Source organism: Sphingomonas sp. PAMC26645, assembly GCF_004795835.1.
In the GTDB taxonomy this organism is placed as follows: Bacteria; Pseudomonadota; Alphaproteobacteria; order Sphingomonadales; family Sphingomonadaceae; genus Sphingomonas.
Map to the genome: position 1 here is coordinate 3180486 of NZ_CP039249.1, position 21268 is coordinate 3201753.

Genomic DNA, 21268 nt, shown 5'->3' on the forward strand with positions numbered 1-21268 from the left:
CTCTCAGGTTGTTTCACCGATATGCAGATGGCTGCAGCATGTCGCAATCATACGTAAACGTTATATCGAGGAACGGTCTTGCACCGCGCCCCACTTCGCCACGCCGTTCTGGCGATGTTCACCGTGGATCGGCGTGGCGAAGGGCTTTGAGGCCCACCTTTCGACGAACGTCGATTTGTCCTAAACCATGCCGGCGGTCAGGTAGATCGCCGCCGCCAGCGTCACCGCGCTGACGATCGTGCTGGCGATCAGCGTCGTGCCTACCACCTCGGACTTGATCCCGAAGCGCAGCCCGAACAGGATGCCGAAGAAGCCCGCCGGCAGAGCCGCGAGGACGATCGCCTCACGCGCGATCAGCGCCGGCACGGCGAACAGGAGCGCCAGCGCGGCGGCGATCAGCGGATGCGCGACGTTCGACAGCAATGTCTGGATGCCGACGCTCGGTCCGAAACGAAGCTTCTGCGCGGAGACGATGAGGCCGGTCAGGAAGAGCCCTGCCCCCCCGCGACCTGGCCCATCAACGTGAGTGATCGATCCAGAGGATCCGGTAGTTCGATACCGGTCAGCACGAGAGCGACCGCCACGGCCGGAGCGATCACCAGCGGTTTGCGGAATGCCTTCGCCAGTGCGGGGCCGATCCCGTGGTCGCCCGGCGTCTCGGCAGTCCTTTCGAGTATGACGAGCGTGATCGGCGACATCACTACCGCACCGCAGGCGATCGCCACAGCGACCGATACCAACTGGTCGGCGCCGAGCAGAGCCGCGATCAGCGGCAAACCGGCCGAGGCGTAGTTCGGCAGCGAGGTCGTCAGCGCCTGCACCGACGCCTCACCCGACGATGCCTTGAACAGTGTTCGAGCCATCCAGTACGTGAGCGCGAACAGTATCAGCATCGAAAGCGACAGTATCGCCGCCAGCGGCAACTGCGCTACGAGCGTCGGCCGGGACGCCCGAACTACAGTGACGAAGATCGACGTCGGGACGGCGAAGTCCATCACGAGGGCGTTCAATTCGGCGACATGGCCATTGTCGACATCGCGAGAACGGCCTGCGAAATATCCAAGCGCAGTGCCGAAGAACACGGGCAGCAACGCGTTGAGGATTATCATCAGCACGGCTTCATCCTAACCATTGGCGCACGCCTTCGAGGCTGCGGAAGTCGTCGAAGGCGCGAGCGCGAAGCGAAGGGAACGAAGTGCGGACCATCGATACCAGTGCGGTCCCCGGTCCGAGTTCGAGCACGGTATCGACCCCTGCCTCGACCATCGCCGCCAGCACGGCCGCCCAGTCGATCATCTGACCAACCTGGGAAGCAAGGATCGTAATGCCTGTCGCGGGATCGAATATCGGCGCGCCATCGATCGCGCTCAGCAGCGTCGTGCCGCGTCGTGGACGGTTCGTCGGAATCGCTGCCAGCGCGCTGGCGAACGGAGCCACTGCAGCGCGCAATGCCGACGTGTGCGAAGCGATGTGCACTGCGAGAAGACCCGTTCGCGCCGCGCCGGCAGCGCTAGCGTCCGCGCACAGCCGAAACAGGTCGGCCCGCTGGCCGCCTACGACGAACAGGAGGTCCGGGTCGATGATCGCTATCTCGCAGTCGTGGCGCGCGGCAAGCTCAGCGACTGCGCCGCGGGCTAGCCCCCGGACAAAGCCGAGACCGGCGTCACCTGCGCTGGCGGCGTCCATCGACTCCGCGCGTGCCCCGACCGCCGTCAGCGTCGCATCGACGTCCCACACCCCAGCGATCCCCCATGCGGCCATTTCGCCAACGCTGTAACCCGCGACGACGATGCGTTCGGGGAGGACGTCAAGAAGGCAGGCATGGGCCGAGAGCGCCTGCGTCACGCATAGTATCTGGCTGGCACGGTTGGCGAACAGCCGATCGCCCGCAGAGGTGACGAAGCTGCGCGGATCGTCGCGGAGCACTTTGCTGGCCGCAGCGAACACCGGCGCCGCGGCTGGCGCATCGCGCGTCGACCGGAACATTTCCGCCGACTGGAGACCTTGCCCGGAACATAGCAGAGCCAGCTTCATGGCCCGACCATGCGGACGAACAAGGCCATCGCGAGGAGATCGGCGCAGCCGCCAGGGCTGAGATTGCGCTCGACGAAGTCCCTGTGGATCGCGATCGCCTGTCTCCTCCAATCCCGCTGCCCGACGCCGCCCCGCTCGATGAAGCCGGTCGCGGCGATCCGGGCGGCACGGGCCCCGTCAGCGCCGCCGCGATGGAACAGGTTCGTGTCGTCGACGGCCGCGATCAGCGCCATGCACGCCTGGACACGAGCGGGTTCGGCGTCACCCGCCAGCGTACCGCCCTCGTCGAGCGCAGGCAGAGCCACCCGGTACACCGAAGGAAAGCCAGCGGCCGCCTCGGCCCGGGCGCCACCGATCCCGTGGGTCTGCGCGGCCAGCCGTCCGTTGCTCCGCTCGGCGGGTGCCATGGCGCCGATTGCCGCGCCCCAGCGCTGGGCCACGATCTCCCCGAGCGAACCGGGAGCGCCGTAGCCGGCGCGAAAGCCCGCAGCAGCCGCCAGCAGACCCATGCCGAAGATTGCACCCCGGTGCGTGTTGACGCCGCCCGTAGCCGCCAGCATCTCACGTTCCGCGGCGATGCCGATAGCCTGCAGCCGTGGCATCGCCGCCCCCGCAGCGCCCGCAGCAGCGAGTTCGACGAAGAACGGCGCCAGCGTGTCGGCGCTCCGGACCAGGATCGCCGCGTCCATGTCGGCATGGGCGCCGTTGTCGACATGGCTGACGAGGCCGGGTTTGGGATAGGTCCCGAGTTCGAGTTTGAGGCAGTCTGTGGCCATGCGGCCGATCACGTCGTTCCAGTCGTCGCGGACGACACCCAGGGTGGCGATCATGTCAGAGCCATGAAGGCTTCAACCGACATCGTGCTGGCACCATGAAGCCGTTTGACGAGCACCTCCCCCGTCGCCGAGCCCAGTTCGCGCCACTGGACCGCGCCGCCGTCCGAGGCGACGACTTCGCCGTCGATCCGCATCGGCGCGTCAGCATCGATCGCGGCGAGCTCCCCCAGGGGAGCGCCCTGGAGCCACAGGAGGTCGAGGTCGGAGGAAGGCGACAGATACGGCAGACCGGTCAGAAACTGCCAAGCCAGGCCGCCGAACGTGCGGACAGCTGGGTCGACGTCCAAAAGGCGGGCGATGGTCGGGTGCCAATTCTTGGGAGCCACCACCTGGGCTTCCGCGAGGGTCGGCGGCGACGACAGATCGATGAGCGCGGCAAGCGACAGTTCGACCGCGATCCGCCGCTTGCCGTGCGACGGTGGCAGAGGAAGGCCGAGCGCGATCATTCCGTCCTGCGCCGCGCAATCAGGCCTTCGGACGACCAGCGGCGAGCCATTCGAGACCCAGTCCGCAACCACCAGTTCCGCAGCAAGCTCCGGTCGCCCGCGCAGCATCGTCGCCCACGCCCGCTGGTCGACCCGCACCATGTCGTGTCGCCGAGCCTCAGCCACCGGCGCGCGCCAGTTCCACGACCCGCTTGGCGATTTCAGCCGACTTTGTCCGACCCTTGCGTTCGGCGCCCAGCAGGTCCCGCACGTCGTCGCCGACTGGCGTCGCCAGCAGCGCGGCGAGTTGCGCGTCGAGCGCCTTGGCGGGATCCCACGTCGCGAGGATCGCCCCCGTCTGCGCCAGATTGTCGAGGCCGGGCGCGAACACGGGCGTAGCCTTCGCCTTCTCGGTGAGCACCTCGATCGACAGCTTGGTCACGCGGGACATCGACGGTAGATCCATCACGACCGGATCCGCGCCCGGCAGGGCGACGAGCGTGCCGGTCGCGAGCGCGGTGGCAATGAACGCGCCGGCCGCCGTATGGCCATACAGCAGCCCGATGGTGCGGTGGCCGGCGCGGTCGGCGAGCAGCAGCGATTTCGCGAGATGCGCGAGGTATTCGCTCAGGCCCAGCAGTTCGTCGCGCTTGCTCATCCTCTGGCTGTCGGAGTCGATCAGCACCAGGATCGGCGCGCCGCTGGGCGAGCGGGCGATGTCGATTACGGCGCCTGCCATTCGGAGCGCCTCGTCGACGCCGAGCGCCGTGCGGTCGGCGACGCCGAGCACGTGGACGGGTCCATCGGCAAGAGGTCCGGTACCGGTGATCAGCCCGCCTGCGACCCTGACGTCGTGACCTGCCGGAAATAGCGATGCTAGAATTTCAGCGAGCGTCATCGGCTGCCTCCCGGTGGCCATATGCCATTTGTAGGAATTCATCTGTCGAAAGGCCCGGCACCGCCGCCGCGTCGGCGAATCCAAGCGTCGTCCAGATGTCGACGGCGTCGGTCGCGTTGCCGAAGCGGTCCAGCCTTCGCTGCAGCCTGACCTGCTCGGCTTCCATCGTGTCGAGGTCGAGCCGAGGCGTACGGGCCAGCGCCGCCGTCGCTGCCGTCCGGAACGCAGCGACGCTGTCGTCGGCGAACAGATCCGCCCCACCGATCAGGTAGCGGTTCTTTCCGCCCATGGTCCGCCAGACGAGCGCCTTGTCCGCCGAGTCAAACTCCTCGACCCCCTTGTTGGTCTCGATCACCTCGGGCCCGGACACGCTGATCCGGCCATGCTCAGAAACGACCAGGGTCGAACAGGATCCTGCAATGAGCCCGCCGCCGCCGTAGCAGCCGGAACGACCGCCGATCAGCCCGACGACGCGGACGCCTTCGGTCCTTGCCGCGACGATCGCCCGGATGATCTCCGAGATCGCCAGTTCACCGGCATTGGCCTCCTGCAGCCGCACGCCGCCCGTATCGAACAGGACCAGCACGTCCCGCTTCATCGCCTTGGCGGCGCGAAGCAGACCGACAAGCTTGGCGCCGTGGACTTCCCCGAATGCGCCGCCCATGAAACGGCCTTCCTGTGCGGCTATGAAGATGGACGCGCCACCGATGTTCGCCCGGCCGACCACCATGCCGTCGTCGAACTGTTCGGGAAGGTCGAAGATCGGCAGGTGCGGGCTGACCTCACGCTGCTCGGGGCCGATGAACTCGACGAAGCTGTGAGGGTCCGTGAGCGCGTCGATGCGCTGGCGGGCGCTCGCTTCGTACCAGCTCATGACGTTCGGATCGACGCTCATGCTGCCGACTCGATCAGACGGACGCCCTGCGCCAACCGCAACGCGACAGTATCTGGCCGGGCACCTCCATCGTTGATCGAGATGCGAAGTCCTCCAGCGGCGCGCAATGCGACGAAATCGGAGACCACCGCCTGCCAGACGTCGCCGAAACCGTGCGCGCTTGTTGCGATCTCGACGGAACACTTGTCCTCCGGCAGGGTGCGTTCGAGCAGCACCTCGAGGTTGCCCGAAGCGACGACGCCTATGATCGCCTGCGTCTTCGTACCCCCGGCGGCAACGGGTGCGTCGAGGTTGTAAGTCAGATTTTCCATGGGGTCCGAGCCTCCGTCACCAGTTGCGGAATTTGCTGGGCGGGCGGTAGAGCCCTCCCGAAGCCAGAGCGAGATCCTTGATCGACCTAGCCGCCAGCATGCTGCGATCGGCTTCGAGCGGGTCGATTCCAAGGTCCTCCGGACGCTGGATGACCTTCCGCTCGCGCAGACGTTCGACCATCCTGCGGTCGCGTCCGCGACCGATCTCGGTGTAGCCAGCAACCCCGCGGATCGCCTGCTCGCGCTCGTCCTTGTCGCGGCACAGCAACAGGTTGGCGATGCCCTCCTCGGTGACGATGTGGCTGACGTCGTCGCCGTAGATCATCACGGGTGCGAGATCGAGGTCGAGCTTCTGGGCAAGGGCCAAGGCATCGAGCTGTTCCACGAACAGCGGCACGTTGGCGTCGCCGAACGTCTCGCCGATCTGGACGACGAGCTTGCGGCCGCGCCGCAGTCCGGCGGGCGTCCCGGGGTCGGCTTCCGCACCCGCCTTCAACCATGGCTCGCTGGGGTGACGGCGACCGCGTGGATCGGATCCCATGTTCGGCGCACCGCCGAATCCCGCGATGCGGTCGGTGGTGACGGTCGAGCTGTGCCCTGCGAGATCGATCTGCAGGGTCGAGCCGATGAACATGTCGCAGGCGTACAGGCCTGCGGTCTGACACAGAGCGCGGTTCGATCGTAGCGAGCCATCGGCGCCGGTGAAGTAGATGTCGGAGCGCGCTGCCAGATAGTCGTCCATGCCGACTTCCGACCCGAAGCAGTGGATCTGCTCGACCCACCCTGCCTCGATCGCTGGGATTAGCGTTGGATGCGGGTTCAGTGCCCAGTGCGTGCAGATCTTGCCCTTGAGCCCCAGCTTCTCGCCGTAGGTCGGCAGCAGCAGTTCGATCGCGGCGGTCGAGAAGCCAATGCCGTGGTTCAACCGCTTGACGCCGTAGGGTGCGTAGATCCCCTTGATCGCCATCATGGCGGTCAGGATCTGCGTCTCCGTGATCGCACCCGGATCGCGGGTGAACAGGGGCTCCACGTAGAACGGCTTCTTCGCCTCGACCACGAAGTGTACCTGATCACCTGGAATGTCGACGCGTGGCAGCTTGTCCACGACCTCGGCAACCTGGGCGATGACCAGCCCGCCCTTGAAGCTGGTCGCCTCGACGACGGTCGGAGTGTCCTCGGTGTTCGGCCCCGTGTAGAGGTTGCCCTCGTGGTCGGCACTGACCGCGGCGATCAGTGCCACCTGTGGCGTCAGATCGACGAAGTAGCGCGCGAACAATTCGAGATACGTGTGCACCGCGCCCAGTTCGATCTTGCCCCCGAACAGCATCCTGGCGATCCGTGCGGACTGCGGTCCGGAGTACGAATAGTCGAGACGACGGGCGATGCCCTTGTCGAAGATGTCCAGGTGTTCAGGCAGAACGACGCCGGATTGAACCATGTGGAGGTCGTGGATCACGCTCGGATCGATGTCGGCCAGCGCCATCGCCAGCACGTCGGCCTGCTTCTGGTTGTCGCCCTCGAGACAGACCCGGTCTCCAGGCCGCAGCACCGTCTCCAGGAACGCTGTCAGATCGTCCACGGCGACCGTCTTGCCGCGGGCGAAGCGCGCTCCCGCGGCAAGACGATCCTCGCGCGCGGTCCTCTGCGTTTTCCAGTCTCTCATTGTGCGCCTCCGCTATTCGCGAGATCGGGATACCTATCCAATCTACGTGGACCCATGGCTCCATCAAGGTGACCCATACCAAGGTGTTAACCCGGAGCTGGTTCGTACTTCCGAAGGCTCACGGCGGTGGCGGCGGATCAGATCGCCCTCCATGGTACGTCGCATGCGTGGACCGTGCCCTATCGGCGATCACGGATGCCGGATTTCGAAGACCGAGCGGATGACGGGGCAAAGGCGAAGGCGAAGCATCTGACGGCGGACATATGGCCGCTGCGACGTTGTCGGCCCTCTGGCCGTCGATGGGCGGTGCGGCTCGACCTTGACGCCGAAGCGCGACAGGCTGGCTATGTTGCGCAAGCTGCTCGCGGCGGCGGACAGGCCTGCCCAGGTCGCGAAGCTGCTGTTAGTCGGCCTCTCGACCTTCTATCGTTGGCACTGGCGTCGGCCTTCGAAAGGAAGGTGTCGCCGTGGCGCCCCTTGTGAGCCCGCTCGACCAGTCCGACTACGTCTTCCAGATCTACGGCGCCCGGCGACAGCTGCCGGTCGACCAGGCAACCGCTGCTCAGGTCGACGACTGCGGTCAGCTTCGGCAGCACGCTTCGCTCGTCTTAGACTACGATCCTGACCCCGAGCACGGCCGAGTCCAGCGCCATCCCCGTCGAGAGGGAAAGCCGTTGTGCGATGGCCGATCCTGCGGTCTGCGGTCCGTACAGCCGACGGACGAACGATCTGACGGGGGTCGGCGCCTTGCGGTGATGGGCGATGCGCTCGGCGGAACGGCTCACCTCCATCAGCGTGGCCCCCGGATTACACGCCGCGATCGCTTCGAGGACGATCGTGTTCGCCGCCTCGTCCCACGGTCGGCGTGGCTCGCGCTACGCGACGGCGGCGTCGCCCGTCCACCGCTTGCGGGTTTTTATGGGCTTGTAGAACATGGGTCTGCTTATCCCGAGTTCGTCCGCGAGGCGCCGTATCGCCGCGCCCGAACCCGTCGATCGTTGCCGAGAGCGATAACGTCGCTGGATCGGGCTTTTACGCTCGAACATCCGTTCGACGTTCGCATTCGGGCGGCGATCAGACATTAGAGAGACCGGAGGGACTCAGCGTGCCTTTCGAACCTTCCCTTTCCCGCGAACTCCGAACAGGTTCAACAACCACTGCGAGACGAATCCGGGCTGGGCCTCGGCAGGTTCCACGGTCGTTTCGACGGAGGGGGCCTCATGCCGGTATAGCAGTTCGAAGATCGGGTCGTTGCTCCACTCGATCGCGAGTTTGATCCGGAAGTCCAGCATGCCTGTGGGTTCGGTGGGGCCCTCCGGCCTAAAATCGATCTCGACCAGGCGACCGTCGCTGTCGGGTTCGAACGCGATGCCGCGAAGCGCATCGCCTGAAAAAAGCAGCGCCTTCCCCGCACCGACCCGACCGCCCATAACGTTCACGCCATCAATCGTGCTGCGATAGGCACTCGGACGCTCGTCCGACGCGTCGAGAAAGGTCTGCCGATGCCCGGCCAACGTTCCTGTCGGCATAAACGCGTTCCGCAATAGCAGTCCTGCATCGGAATGATCCACCAGCAGCGTGGCAGTTCCACCGAGCTTCGCGCGAACAGTCTCGATGAGATGCCAGAACGCCGGGTCAGTCAGCCAAACATCGGTTTGTCGCTCGATCCGCTGCCTCATGGCGAAACTTCGAAGCACGTCCTTACGAAGTGCCGTCGACAAGGCCTGCCCGATGAATTCGTCGCGAAACCTCTCCGCTAGTTCAAGCTCGGTCAGATTCCCTCTTTCGAACTTCTCGATGGAGTATGTTCGGGCCTCCGCCGCGCACGACAGGTTTCCGATCCGCCTCACCGGCGGTCGGAACAGTTCGAAATCACCCTCGCCGCCCGTCAGCGCCTTCTCGGCCGTTTCGCGCAGCGCATCCAGCCGCCGGTCCGAGATCGGCGCCGCGAGCACGCGACGCGTCCTCAACTCGGCAAGCTTCCGTATTCCCTCTGTCAGCTGAGATACGGCGATCTCCAGCCCTCCCACCGGCCCCGATCCCAAGAGTACCGATGCCCGCTCCATGATCTCGCTGGGCTGCTGAAGCAGATCGAGCCAGCTTTGCAGTCGCCTGGCAACGTCGCGTAACAGCCGATCCCCGTCCGGCAGGGGCTCCACGGCGGACGCAAGCTCCTCCATTCCGCCCGTGATGCCGGACCCTGCCGTTGGAGAGGTGGCGATGAGGGCGGCGGCGATCGCGAACAGGTCGTGCCTTCGAACGAGCGTCTTGGGCAGGTAGGTTCGACCGGGCACCATCGGTCCTTCGGTCACCATCTCCATCCTTCTCAGAACGTCGTCGAGCCAGTTTCCATGACCGTCTCGTTCACCGCGATCCCCTCCCAGATGCAGGCGAAGAAGATCGAAGACGTTTCGCGCCAGATGCCTACGCGGCGTAGGCGCGCCGCCGTTCCCGTCCAGATTTTCGCGGTCCAGCAGTCCCCGGGCGATGCGAGGCGGGAGGTTCGAAGCATTCCTGCCGCTTGACGTCCAGAAGAGGAGAAGTTCGGCGGTCATCAGCACGACGTCGCGGTGGACGCCTGCCAACAGTCTTGCAAAGATTCCGTCGGGATCCGGCGTCGGCATGCCGGGGAACGTCATCGGCTCCACGACGCCGATCACGGTGTCCCACTCCATCGTCAGCAGCTCCGGCGTCAGCAGGCGTGAGACCCGCACGTCCCCGAATCCTGGAAGCGTCGAACGGACGCGGACGCCCCAGTTGGCCAATGCGGCCCGGAACAATCCCGCTCCCTCCTCGTCGTCGTGCCAGACGGAGACGGCCAGGCAATAGGCCGTTCGTGAGAGATGCTCAGCCATGCGGGGCCACGCCGCCCTCAACTCGTTCCAGCGGGCTGACGGTATTGTCGCCCGATCGCGCCGAAGTTGACCAGCCCATGACTCCATCACGGACTCCCACGCTCCGACGATCGGGGGAAGTGCCCTGGACAGCGAGCGTCGGTCCGCGCCACCAAGCGGCATCCGGACGAAACCGCCGCCGTCGGCTTCGCTTGAATAGGAGGTTCGTCGCGCAACCCAGTCTTCGACGGAATGCATGAGCATGGGCCCGAGCCGCAGCACGTCGGCCACGACGCCGTCGGTAAGCGTGACCCCTCCCCTTTCGATGAGCAGGGTGGGAATGACCTGCGCAACGGATGCGAGAAAGCGATCATCGACATCGATGAGGTCGACCGCCCCGTCGAAGATCCGCCGGTACTGGCTGGTCCACTGCGCATGGGGCGTGTGCCAAGAACTGCCAGATAGCTCGGCAAGGTTCATACCGGTGAACAGCGCCTCGTCCGACGTACCCGCTGCCAGCAGGAAGGCGTGAAAGCGGAGAAGCTCCTCGAGTTCCGCCTCGAACCCCATGGAGGCGCGTCGTCGCAATCGGTCCAGCGATCGCTCGATCTGTTCTTCAAAAAGCTGGTTCAGCAACGGACGGTTTTGCGCTGATCGTACCATTGTGAAGCGAAAGGCTACCAGCACGGCAAGCCGTTCGAGCCGGTTCATCGCTACCGGCCCCCTGCGCTGGCAGATGCTGACCTCGCCACCCACCGACTGATCGAATCCGACCGGCAGCCGTAGAGCGGGGACTACCGCCGCCAGTCTTCCGGAAGGCTCCGAAACCGGCTCGGCCCCGTTCGCCCTACGCGACCACGAGCGTATCGCCCATTCGAGCAATGGCAACCAGATGTCGGACAGCGTCGTGGACGCGGGCAGACGGGTCACCACTTCGTCCGTACCGTTATCTCGGCCGAAGAACGGCACGACGCCGACCGTCACCCTTTCGTGGACGGCATCTGGCGAACCGACCATCGCCGCCACCGTCACCGGGTAGAGCTGCGCGCGAAGCCGCCGCCGCACGTCGGGACCAAGAAGGGTATCGACGACGTACTGCTGCCGCATCCGTTCGCGGCTCGGCCTCTGGACGAAGTTGAATGTCACGACGATGAAGTGCCCTACCGCGGCGACGTTCAGGACGAGCCATACGACGTGCATGATCGTCAGGACGAACTTCGTCGCGCCGTCTTCCGGCAGATCCCAGAGCGCGTGTGCGGCGACGTGGAGCGGCCATGCGGCTTGAACGGTAAGCACGATGACGAGCGCCAGACAGCTCGACGCGATCTCGTACGCGAGCGAGTGGTGGTAGTAGATTTGAATATCGCCGGTGGCATCGTCGCGTTGCGAGACCAGCGCGACAAGCGCCAGCGAAAGGGTAATCACCGCCAGCGCGCCGGTCTGAGCGGTGATGGCTACGCCCGGCACGGAGGTCACGATCGACGAAATCTCGCCGCCGGGGATCCGTATCACGACCGGGACGACGTGCCGTGCGACGAGAAATTCCATGGCGACCGCCACGAGATCGATCAGCAGATAGACTGCGAGAAGCAAGCCCATCCGCCTGGTCAGCAAAGCACGAAGCGCTCGGTACGTTATTGAGAGCCCGACACTCCGCACGGCAGGGTTCGTACGCATGTGACGCGCGACGTGACGATCGACCTTTGCGTTCAATGTCCAGCGATTGAGCAAATCATCCTCCGTCATCAGGAAAGCGCCGACGTTCGTGACGTTGTCAAGAACGTGGTCGCGCCCGGTGGTACGTAATTAATGCACTACGAGCTGGACGCGCAGCGCAGGCCGCGAGTCTACGACCTTACCAGCTCGCGGACTGGCCAGAACGTATCGTAATTACCATTACGCAGCACGAACCGGGACGGACCAGCGTTGTCCGTAGATGATGAAAGGAAAATCGAATGAGATATCCGAAGATAAGGTATCAGCCCACCAATCACCCCGCGGAACTGAACCTTCACTCGTTCGACGGTACGTTTCGAAGCGTTGGCTTCAAATCCGAAAACGAAGCATTGTCCGCCATGATCAAAGGACGGGCGGAAGCCGACTGCGTTGCAATAGAGCATGGTCTGCTCCCACGTGGCGCTTTGGTGGTGTCGCGCCCAAGCGCTCGAGATGCGAAAGCCGTGCTGAGGGAAACACTGCCGGACGACAGCCCCGAAGATGCGATCACACCATTGGCTATCGTACGCCTCCGTTTCTCGCAGTCTCGGCTGGTGGATCGTGGCTGCGACATCACGGACGAGACAGACGCTTGCGTCCGATCGGGAAACCCGGAAGATGCTCGGCGATACGACAGGCTGCTGACCGTACTGGAGAAAGCCCATCGAGACGGCAGCCTGTGCTAGACCGCAGGCGACGTTCGCAAACCTGGTAGCTTGTCCGGAGCAGGCGCGATCAAGTGATGGTGAAACGTCCTGAGCCGGTCGGCGATCGGTCCGGCACGGTGACGCCGGCAGATGGCTCTGAACATGATGCCGCATCCACCGTAAGCGTCGTCTGAAGGTCGCCTTGTAAAAGGATCGTTTAACGGGCTGATGGCGGCTCTTTGAACAGGGCTGTGATGTCAGACGATACGATCGAACCCGCGGCAGACGTAGCGAGTAGTCATACGACCGGTCGTATGAGCGGTTGTATCGAGATTGTCGGACCAGTATTCGCCGGACGATCGCGGCAACGTCAGCGATCACGGCAAACGCGGCCGGCATACCCTCCAAATGTGGATGGTGGCCGACGAGAATCGAAGTTCACGCAATCCCTTGGCGCCGTCCTCAGGACGAGGTTGCCCGGCGCCGGAATTGGCGGCGGGGCACGGTTGGGATCAAGCCCACATGATCCTAGAAGCGGATGCAAACGGTAAGCCGACCGGTTGAGAGGAAATGGAATGTTCTTCGCTTCATCAGTGCTCATTTCGATGCTTGCGGAAGCGGAGATCGATCCGCAACGGATCAACGACGCCATGGATCGCCGGGTGCGCATGCGTCAGGGCGGGATGCTGGCGGAGGATCACTTCCCCAGGATGTTGACGAAGGTCACAGGCATGCGGGTGAACGTACTGCGGCGTCGCAGCCGTTACCTTCTCCTGGAAGCCGATCTGATGGGGACGATCTACCGCGAGTTGGGACGCACCAAATGGGACTTTTTGTGCCCGGGCACGCTTCCGCCTAGCACGCAGATCACCGCCAGGGGAAAGGCCTTAAACGAGGTGATTTCCCATGGCGCGCTTGGACCGTTCATAGGAGGCGTGACCATCAAGTCCCCTTCCGACGCTTGGGACGGGGCGGTCGCCTTCAACCTGCAGCCGCGCTGGCAGCGTTTCGGAGGGTGAGGGACCGAAACTACTCGGACACCGCGACGCAAACCGATACTTGAGTAGAATGCCGGCAATACGTAGCCTGTACCGCTGCCAAACGGCAACCCGCCCAAGAGCATCGCGCCGCTTGTACGTCTCGCGCGTAGCGGCGGCGAACTCGCTACGTCGACCGCGACCACCCTATGCGTCTGCGGCGGAACGTTCACGCTTCTGCCTTTCGTTTGGAAATGGCGCAGAATTGTTACATCCGCTAGAAAGAGTTCACCTGATCACCAATGTGACGATGGGCCTTGTTGCAAGCCTTGCTTTCCGACCGCACGCGGTCGTGAGTACTGCGCTGCGAGCGTCACTGGTGCAACAGCAGCTGAGCCGGAACGCCCGTTACTGCATACGAGGTATCGCTTGGCATAGCGATCGATGACAATGATGATCCGAACATGACCACCGGTATCGCCAGGAAGTGTAGGAATCCCGTCCTGCCCTGAGCGCCCCAGAGCATTTACGTTGCCAAGGTCGAGGTGTCGTGACGACGTTGCTGCGATATTCGGCTACCTTTGCCAGGTGCCAGCGCGAACTGCGCGCCGCCGCCAACCGCTGCTGCCGCGGCTTGGTGCCGCGTATCGACGTCGCGCAGATAGGTCTCGATAAACGCCATTCCGGTATAGCTCGGCGTCGCAGCCGAAAGCAGCGGGCGTACCTTCAACCACGCGCCGTCTGCACCGACGAGAAGATCAACCTCGACGCTCGGGCCATTGTCAAAAGTCAGCCGGTGCTGCCCGTCGCCGAGAGGCACGGCGTTCGCCAGCCTCTGCCTCCAGCGGATCATGCCGGGAGACAGGGAGTCGAGCAGGATGCGGCGCAAATCGCCGCGCTGAACCTCGGGACGCCTGCCGGTGCCGTCGTCGGGTTCGTCGAGCAGGATGGTGCCGGCCTTGTCGAGTACTCGTGATGCCTCGCCGCCGAGATGAATGATCCGTTGGAATTCGTCGAACAGGCCTGCCGCCTTGAGCGCGACGGCTCTCGGCGAGATCGCCCGGGCGACGGTCCCGCTATCGGGTCCTTTTCGGGAGAGTCGGATTGGTGGGAAGCGCGAGATGATGAGATTTCGTAACTGACTAACCTCGCGGGAAAAGCGCAGAGTGCCGACCCGGCGCTGCTCACTTTACCAAGGCACCTCGTTCTGCTCGAAGTAGAACCGGCCGGTCATATCCTGAGCGTTCCGGGTCGCCAGCCAGACGATGCCCGCTGCTGCCTGCTCCACTGTGCGGTATCCAGTATGACCATTGAAGTCGGTCGCGGTGTAGCCGGGGTCCGCTGCGTTTACCGTGATCCCGGAGGCGGCTAGCTCTTTCGCAAACGCGACCGTCACCGCGTTGAGCGCGGTTTTCGAGCTGTTATATCCGAGGATGTTGACGCCGTAGAACGGGTTGCTCGGGTCCGATAGCCAGCCCAACGAGCCAAGCCCACTGCTGATCATGATAACGCTGGCATCGGTCGCTGCCCTCAGAAGTGGAAGGAAGGCTTGCGTCACTCGGATCGGGGCGAAGACGTTCGTTTCGTAGATCGTCTTGATGTCATCTAGCGGCTGCTCGCTCGGTAAAATTGGCTGAAGGCCAGATATGCCGGCGTTGTTGATCAGAATGTCGAGCTTGCCGTGGTCGCCTTCGACGCGGGCAACCGCGGATCGGACGCTGTCGTCATTGGTCACGTCGAGCGTCAGTGCTCGGACATTGATCCCCTCGGCGGCGAGGTTCTCAGCGGCTGCTTCGCCTCGATCCGCGTCGCGGCTGCCGAGCCAGATCCGAAAGCCCTGTCGGCCCAATTGTCGCGCGGTTTCGTAGCCGATGCTCTTGTTGGCACCCGTGATGAGGACTGTTCTGTCGGTCATGCTATGCTCCTGCGCAGCGGTCGGCGACACTGTGCCACCTGCGCCCTGCGTCTTCTGGGGCATAATCGGCTGTTCGGGCGGTTTTGATAATCCGCCCAACACCGGATATGCTGATCGGCATGGCGAACAATGCGGAGGTGACAAGTCTCGATAACCTGAAAGTGTTCCTCTCCGTCGTGGAGGCGCGTGGCTTCCGGGCAGCGTCGAAGCAGCTGGGCCTCTCTCCCTCAACCGTAAGCGAGAAGATTGCCGAGATCGAACTACAGCTGGGCGTTCCGCTTCTCACCCGAACGACGCGCAGCGTCATGCCGACCGAGGCCGGAAGCGCATTGGCCGCGCGGCTCGCGCCGCTTTTTTCCGAGGCCAGGGCAGCGCTTCAGGACGCCGCAAATTCGCAAGCCGAGGTGCGCGGTCTTCTCAAACTGAATGTAACCGGCGCGGTCATGGTGGATATCCTTCCGCCGTTGATCGACCGCTTCCTGATACTACACCCGCACGTCCGGGTCGAAATCGTGGTGGAAGATCGGCTCGTGGATATCGTAGCGGCCGGCTGCGACGCCGGGATTCGTTATGGAGAGCATCTCGCCAGAGACATGATTGCGGTGCCGATCGGGCCGCTCGTTCAGGGCTTGGCCTATGTCGCCTCTCCTTCCTATCTTGCACGATACGCAACGCCTCTCGGCCCGCGCGACCTGCTTGCTCATGACGCGATCCGGCTCCGCTTCTCGACCGGTGCGCTCGTCGCATGGGAATTCGAGCGCGGACTTGAGGTGATGACGATCGATCCACCAGGCCGGCTGATCATCGGCGTTGATGCCGCACCTGCCGCGATCGCCGCCGCGTGTGCTGGTCACGGCATCATCGGAACTTTCAAAAACTGGCTCGATCCGCACATCCATAACGGCTCGCTTCATCCCGTTCTGCCTGAGTGGTGGCCTTCATTCGAAGGCCCAAGACTTTATTTTTCCCGGCGCTTCGTGCCCGCGCCACTACGCGCGCTGATCGATTTTATTGCAGTGGAACGCCAGTCGCCGGCCCGAGAATAAGGGCAGAGAATGCGCAATGCTGCCGAAGCCCGGCTCGCCGTAGGTCATTAGCGGTAGCCGTTCCCAAAACCGGTCCGATCGCGGACAACCTTCCACGAGAGGTGCGCGCCGTCATGCAGGCTGAGGCTGACTTGCGCCGTATGCTGGTGACGCCCGGAACCAGCTATGGTGAACTGGAGCGGGTCGCAGTGTTGGCGGGGATGGCACCGTTAGGTGAGGGAAGCATGAGCGTGCCTACTGGGCGGTGGAGCCACCATCCTGACGGCTACTGGGTTCGCTATTTGCCCAACAGCTATTCGAACACCGTCGTTGAGATTTGGATGCCGACGGACTCGCCCGGTATCGGTAAGGAATACGACCCGGCCACCCACATCGCGGTTCCCGGCAACACCTCCCGGCAGAGGCTGATACAATCAGGACGGGCTTACGCACGCTCCTAAGCGGCTCGATCTAGTGCAAGACTCTTGGCAACTAGCGCCGTGTGTAGACAGCTAAAAACGGACGTGTTGCGCGATCCTAGCCAACTTCGATCAGCGTGCCCTTGCAGCGTAAAACTGGGCGATCCTTGTCCAAATTCCCGTAAGTGCCAACTAGCGTCCTTTCTCAAAACACCATCGAATTTCGGGAAGGTCCGGATGGGAGAGGAAAGCGGAACGGCTGCTTTCGGCGAAGAAGCCACGGTTGGTTCAACTCGCTGATCTTTCTCGATGCGCGATCGACTGTGGCTGGTCGCGCACGAGTTCAGCATTCGGAAGCATGCCGCGCGGCTTAGTGCTCAGCGAAGCTGCCAGCCGGCAGCGACTGTTCGGCAGCCGCGTCTATCGACGACTCTGCCTTGCACATCTTGGATGAGATCGTGCGCTCCCCGCGAGAAACCACCAGCCCGCTGGAGAATTCCGGATCGTTGCCGCCGTCCCCGAAAGAGGTGCGTACCGTACTATCGTACACGGTGTAGGTGTAGTCGCCATTTTTGGCAGTAATCTGCGATTCACCGCCTCCCGAATAGCCACGGCTGGCGAAGGTCAGGCTCCTCGAGGTCAACTCCACCTTACCGGGCGATCCGTAGCGATAGACTGCACCCGAACCACTGCCGCAGACCGACACGCGCTTGGAACCGATCTGGCAAGAAAAGAAGGGCGTTTCACCAGCCTCGCACAGAGTCTCGCCCTGGCCCTCGCCCTCGCCAGCGACGGGCGGCGTCGGTTGCGTGGCGCCGTCTGCGACGACGCCATTGGCGGTAACCGGGATCGACGCCACCGTTGCTGTTTCCGCTGGTGCGACGCTGGGAACTTCGTCGCTCGCGCGGGCGTCTTTGTACGAGCCACATCCCGCGATTGATACCAGCGCAGTCAGTCCTCCGCCGGCTGCAAGGCTCCTAACGCTCTTTGATATGCTGCCCATCGTTCCGCACTCCCGTGATCGCCACCGTTAACGGTACGCGATATGCCGTTGAATTGTGGTCGCGCCAACACAGTTTGGGTCCGCCCGTTCAGACCGTTTGATGCCCAGAACCTGCCCGCGCTGTCAGCAGCGGTTTGAGGGTCGGCCAGCCGTTCGGGGTTGCCTTCGAATCCCGCGGCGCGGTAGTTGCTGCGACCGGTGGTTTGCATCAGTCCCCGCCCCCGATACCGCCAGCCGTCGCCGCTAGCTGCGTTGCCATTGCCGAGCCGGTTGGCATAAGTGTGATTGGCCAGCGCTTCGGGATCGTGCGCGTAGGGTTTCGCCGCCGCAGCATTTGGAAAGCGCCGCGGCCAGACGACCTGCAGACGCTCGGCGGAGTAATAGAGATTTTCTTCCACACGATGGAGTTCGGAGCTTTCTACGCAGATCTGCGCGAGGAATGCGGCTCGGCGCTCGTTAGTGTTAATGCCATGCGCGCGCATGGCCACATTGAGCGGGCCGATGAAACGGGCTGTGCGTGCTCCGGCGGTGGGCATGATTGCACGCAACTGCGCTTCCGTCACGTCTCCGGCAACCGCTACAGCCTGCTCACCCAATACGGGACCCGAGCTATTTCTGGCGGAGGGACGGCGCCGCACGGTAGGGCGTTGCGCGGCGACTGGCTTGGCTAAACGATCGTAGGCGGCACGGATGCTCTGCCATAATTCGATGGCTTCCTCCTCGGCGCGATCCATGAAGCTCGGCCTGGGCTGAGGCACGCGGTTCGTCCTGGCGGGCCCGCGCGGACTCGGTGCGGGAGCTGGTGGAAGGCCCGGCAGTACGATGCGTTGACCGACTCTAAGGCGGTTTGGATTGTGCAGGCCGTTAATGCGCGCAAGTTCTTGCCACGTTGTGCCGAAACGCCGCGCGATGGCAGATAGGCTTTCCCCGCGATGCACCATGTAACTGGTCATGCCCTCACCTTTCACAGAAGATGGTCGTCGCTCCGCAGAGATACCCAACGATTTGCATTCAGTCGAGGGGCGTTGGCCGTTAATCGCCGACGTAGGGGTACTTTACCGACTAAGATCACACAAGTTGGGGAGGGTATCTACAATGCCCGGCTCGCTACCCCGTCAGTGGGCATGCTCGTCCGTACGGCCCCCTATGTAGAAATCGGCCTGTCCTCCATTCACGCCATACTTAGCATTTACCCGAACTCGCCGAAACGGCCGTCAGCCGTATGAACGAGCGACCGGTTTCGGGTTGCGGCCAAACCGTGGCGGGCGTCCGGGTTTGGGCGATCCAAGCCAATCCGGCTTTCTCAATTGGGATACCTTTGAGAACGTCGGTTTGATGGTTTGGAGCTGTAAACATCAGCGCTAATTGGCACGGCTCCGTCAGCGATAAATGGCACGTAGTCACGGGCTAGCCCCCTGTTTCCAGGAAGCTAACCGGTGGGTTATTCCGCCGCTGCTTCCTCGGTCCTGCGCTTCCGCGGAGTCGGAGCGGGCTTGGTGTCCGCCTTAGCTGCATTCGTCTGACCCGGCTTGCGACCCAGGCCAATGCTCTTGGCCATGGTACGACGCGCTTCCGAATAGGTAGGAGCGACCATAGGGTAATCCGCCTTCAGGCCATAACGCTCGCGATACTCCACTGGCGTCATGCCGTTAGTGGCGAGGTGACGACGCAGCGTCTTGTACGGCTTGCCATCGATCATGCTGATGATGTGATCGGGGCTGGCAAGCGACTTACGAGCTGTCACTGCCGGGGTGTACTCTTGAGCAGACGCTTCGGGCTCAGCAGCGGTCGCGTTTCCGCCGACCAGCACCGAAACAGTTTCGTACATTTTGTTCAGGAAGGCCGGAACGTCGTCAGCATTGGTACGCGTGTTGGGGTTGGCTAGCCAGGCGATTGTCAATTCCGTGGCGAGTTCAACGGGTTTCGGGTCGAGAGTAGTATCAGACATTGAAGAGCTCCATTTCCGGAGGCACATCTAGGTATTTGGTTGGTCTCTGGCAATCTCAGACCATAACGCATTTTTCGCTTATTATTTGCTAAACGGGGCATTCTGCGTTTGCAGCTACGGGAATAAGGGCAATTTCCGATGAACGTTTCCCACTGCTGAGCGGCTTCGACAAATACGTCTGCGTTCGTGGTGGTAGGACCTGCTTCGGAGTTATAACTGAGGAAGCATACTTTCGGCGTTCCCGCCAGTCCGGGGAAATGAACCAGTTCCACCTTTCCGCTTCGCCAGTTGTCGTCCCGATGCTCTCCATGCTTGAACGTGCTTGATATATCTCTGAACGCAACCTGCATTGGTACTGCATTAGCTACCGTCTTCCGGAGCTTCGAATGACGTCCGCCGCCGCAGGAGCAGCCTGATCACCGCTTCCTATGTACTGAATCACAAGCCAGACGTTCTCAACGAAGCTTGATCGCGCCTTCATTCCAGGACCAGTTAGCGGATCGTCGGATGAGCAAATGCAATTCGGGCTATCGGCAACCAATCGAGTATGGCCCGTGTCGAAACCGATAGTAGTCAACGCTTCGTCCACCGGCTGCTTCACCCGCGTAACCGGGTAATTCCTACCGTCGAGTAGTGGGTGGCTGACGATATCCCCCACCGGCCGATCCAGCATCCGGGATCCCATCGTCAGGGGTAACTTCACGGACAATTGAAGGCACCCCTTCCCTGCCTCAGTCGCAAGAAAAAAGTCCCGCGATATCATTGCGATTTCCAAAGTGTGGGCAGACACCCGAAAGGCCAGCCGCCCCCTGTCGCCGCCCTTGCTTGGCATGATGAAACCGACAGCGGCTTCGATCAAACGCTCGAACCGCCGGCCGGTGACTTGATTGGAATGATCGTTCGCGTTGCGGAAACGGAAGTTCCCCGAGCCAAACGGGTTGCTGGTCTGGAGACCCCGGTGAGGCCAATCACCGGGCGGACTTATGCGCTCGATTGCATCCTGGACACTCAGCCCTTCTCGTTCCAACGCGTCGGCAGCTACCGGCGAGACGTAATGGATCATCGCTCGGAGTTGCGCCTTGAAAAACGCGAGCCGAACCTCCCCGTAGCGACCGGCGAGAGCTTGCAACTCGCCAGTATCCGTCGCCATCTCGGCGCCCGCCATTTGCGGTTGGGGCTCTGGAATTGTCATGTTCGACTCCCACCATCAAGGGCGTCGGCTCATTCCGAATCGACGCCTCAGGTCGGTAGATTGTGAGACCAGTACGGTTGTTCAATGTTTCTAGAATTATTGATCTGTGAGATCCTTTTGGTAAATAGGCATTGTAAAGATTCCGCTTACCTTGTATTCTCGAATTATGGAATTGGATCGTGCCGTCGTCGCCTTCGCAGCTCTCGCCCAGTCGACCAGACTGCGCACCGTTCAGTTCCTCGTGGGTCACGACGGCCGCGAGGTACGTGCGAGCGACATCGCGGCCGCACTGGAGATCCCATCGAACACGATGTCCACGCATCTGGCCATCTTGAGCCGTGCGGGCTTGGTCCAGTCCGTCAGGAACGGTCGGGAAGTCCTGTATAGCGCCGATCGCAAAGCGGTCAGCGAACTGCTCGGTCTCGCAGGCGATACTATCCTATCCACGCACCATCGCCCCATGGTCAAGCCTGGGGACTAGATCGCACGAACGAGGGAGACGCCGTCAACGGTCGGTCGGTCCTTCCTCG

At 62.9% G+C, this 21268-nt stretch carries 20 protein-coding genes; 4 read left to right on the plus strand and 16 right to left on the minus strand.

From position 1 onward, the window contains the following. Positions 1-180: 180 nt before the first annotated feature. The 10 genes from E5673_RS19720 to E5673_RS14695 form a co-directional block, all read right to left on the minus strand. The gene (locus tag E5673_RS19720) at positions 181-531 is read right to left on the minus strand and encodes an AEC family transporter (RefSeq protein ID WP_348769900.1); all 351 of its coding nucleotides are present in this window, start codon (positions 529-531) and stop codon (positions 181-183) included. Continuing rightward, on the minus strand, positions 483-1109 hold the full coding sequence (locus tag E5673_RS14650) for an AEC family transporter (protein WP_247599691.1): 627 nt from the start codon (positions 1107-1109) through the stop codon (positions 483-485). Before E5673_RS14650 ends, E5673_RS19720 begins: the two co-directional genes overlap by 49 nt. 10 nt (positions 1110-1119) lie before the next feature. Further along, the gene (locus E5673_RS14655) at positions 1120-2034 is read right to left on the minus strand and encodes a hypothetical protein (protein ID WP_136190583.1); all 915 of its coding nucleotides are present in this window, start codon (positions 2032-2034) and stop codon (positions 1120-1122) included. After that, positions 2031-2864 (minus strand): triphosphoribosyl-dephospho-CoA synthase, encoded by an 834-nt coding sequence (locus E5673_RS14660; protein ID WP_136190584.1) that lies wholly within the window; start codon positions 2862-2864, stop codon positions 2031-2033. The genes E5673_RS14655 and E5673_RS14660 overlap by 4 nt, the downstream gene beginning before the upstream one ends. Then, a complete protein-coding gene (mdcG, locus tag E5673_RS14665; RefSeq protein ID WP_210731753.1) occupies positions 2861-3457 on the minus strand; it encodes a malonate decarboxylase holo-[acyl-carrier-protein] synthase in 597 nt (198 codons plus the stop codon). The genes E5673_RS14660 and mdcG overlap by 4 nt, the downstream gene beginning before the upstream one ends. Positions 3458-3473: 16 nt before the next feature. Beyond that, a complete protein-coding gene (gene mdcE, locus E5673_RS14670; protein ID WP_136190586.1) occupies positions 3474-4193 on the minus strand; it encodes a biotin-independent malonate decarboxylase subunit gamma in 720 nt (239 codons plus the stop codon). Beyond that, on the minus strand, positions 4180-5088 hold the full coding sequence (locus E5673_RS14675) for a biotin-independent malonate decarboxylase subunit beta (protein ID WP_136190587.1): 909 nt from the start codon (positions 5086-5088) through the stop codon (positions 4180-4182). Before E5673_RS14675 ends, mdcE begins: the two co-directional genes overlap by 14 nt. After that, positions 5085-5399 (minus strand): malonate decarboxylase acyl carrier protein, encoded by a 315-nt coding sequence (gene mdcC / locus E5673_RS14680; protein ID WP_136190588.1) that lies wholly within the window; start codon positions 5397-5399, stop codon positions 5085-5087. Before mdcC ends, E5673_RS14675 begins: the two co-directional genes overlap by 4 nt. Before the next feature lie 16 nt (positions 5400-5415). Further along, positions 5416-7062: a malonate decarboxylase subunit alpha gene (gene mdcA / locus E5673_RS14685; protein ID WP_136190589.1), complete on the minus strand. Its 1647-nt coding sequence runs from the start codon at positions 7060-7062 to the stop codon at positions 5416-5418. A 1100-nt stretch (positions 7063-8162) separates the two neighbouring features. Continuing rightward, positions 8163-11489, minus strand: a complete 3327-nt coding sequence (locus tag E5673_RS14695; protein ID WP_136190590.1) for a hypothetical protein — start codon at positions 11487-11489, stop codon at positions 8163-8165. A 362-nt stretch (positions 11490-11851) separates the two neighbouring features. On the opposite strand from E5673_RS14695, the gene E5673_RS14700 reads away from it, so the two are divergent. Together E5673_RS14700 and E5673_RS14705 are read left to right on the plus strand one after the other, a co-directional pair. Continuing rightward, on the plus strand, positions 11852-12298 hold the full coding sequence (locus tag E5673_RS14700) for a hypothetical protein (RefSeq protein WP_136190591.1): 447 nt from the start codon (positions 11852-11854) through the stop codon (positions 12296-12298). Between the two features lie 536 nt (positions 12299-12834). Continuing rightward, positions 12835-13278: a hypothetical protein gene (locus E5673_RS14705; RefSeq protein WP_136190592.1), complete on the plus strand. Its 444-nt coding sequence runs from the start codon at positions 12835-12837 to the stop codon at positions 13276-13278. Positions 13279-13762: 484 nt separating this feature from the next. Here E5673_RS14705 and E5673_RS14710 read toward each other — a convergent pair whose 3' ends face one another. Further along, positions 13763-14125 carry a hypothetical protein gene (locus tag E5673_RS14710; protein WP_136190593.1) on the minus strand — a complete coding sequence of 121 codons (363 nt, stop codon included), beginning with the start codon at positions 14123-14125 and terminating at the stop codon, positions 13763-13765. A gap of 300 nt (positions 14126-14425) precedes the next feature. After that, positions 14426-15181, minus strand: coding sequence for an SDR family oxidoreductase (locus E5673_RS14715; RefSeq protein ID WP_247599407.1), 756 nt, complete (start codon positions 15179-15181; stop codon positions 14426-14428). Between the two features lie 77 nt (positions 15182-15258). Between E5673_RS14715 and E5673_RS14720 the strand changes: the two genes are divergently transcribed. Continuing rightward, positions 15259-16197: a LysR family transcriptional regulator gene (locus tag E5673_RS14720; RefSeq protein WP_247599408.1), complete on the plus strand. Its 939-nt coding sequence runs from the start codon at positions 15259-15261 to the stop codon at positions 16195-16197. A 768-nt stretch (positions 16198-16965) separates the two neighbouring features. Here the strand turns inward: E5673_RS14720 and E5673_RS14725 are convergent. The 4 genes from E5673_RS14725 to E5673_RS14740 all read right to left on the minus strand — a co-directional run bounded on the left by E5673_RS14725 (position 16966) and on the right by E5673_RS14740 (position 20738). Beyond that, the gene (locus E5673_RS14725) at positions 16966-17454 is read right to left on the minus strand and encodes a hypothetical protein (protein ID WP_136190594.1); all 489 of its coding nucleotides are present in this window, start codon (positions 17452-17454) and stop codon (positions 16966-16968) included. Between the two features lie 92 nt (positions 17455-17546). Continuing rightward, positions 17547-18551 (minus strand): LysM peptidoglycan-binding domain-containing protein, encoded by a 1005-nt coding sequence (locus E5673_RS14730; protein ID WP_136190595.1) that lies wholly within the window; start codon positions 18549-18551, stop codon positions 17547-17549. Positions 18552-19039: 488 nt separating this feature from the next. After that, positions 19040-19546, minus strand: a complete 507-nt coding sequence (locus tag E5673_RS14735) for a MucR family transcriptional regulator (RefSeq protein WP_136190596.1) — start codon at positions 19544-19546, stop codon at positions 19040-19042. A 364-nt stretch (positions 19547-19910) separates the two neighbouring features. Then, positions 19911-20738 (minus strand): hypothetical protein, encoded by an 828-nt coding sequence (locus E5673_RS14740; RefSeq protein WP_136190597.1) that lies wholly within the window; start codon positions 20736-20738, stop codon positions 19911-19913. Between the two features lie 166 nt (positions 20739-20904). Here E5673_RS14740 and E5673_RS14745 point away from each other — a divergent pair, with 166 nt between their 5' ends. Then, positions 20905-21219 carry a metalloregulator ArsR/SmtB family transcription factor gene (locus E5673_RS14745; RefSeq protein ID WP_136190598.1) on the plus strand — a complete coding sequence of 105 codons (315 nt, stop codon included), beginning with the start codon at positions 20905-20907 and terminating at the stop codon, positions 21217-21219. Positions 21220-21268 lie beyond the last annotated feature (49 nt).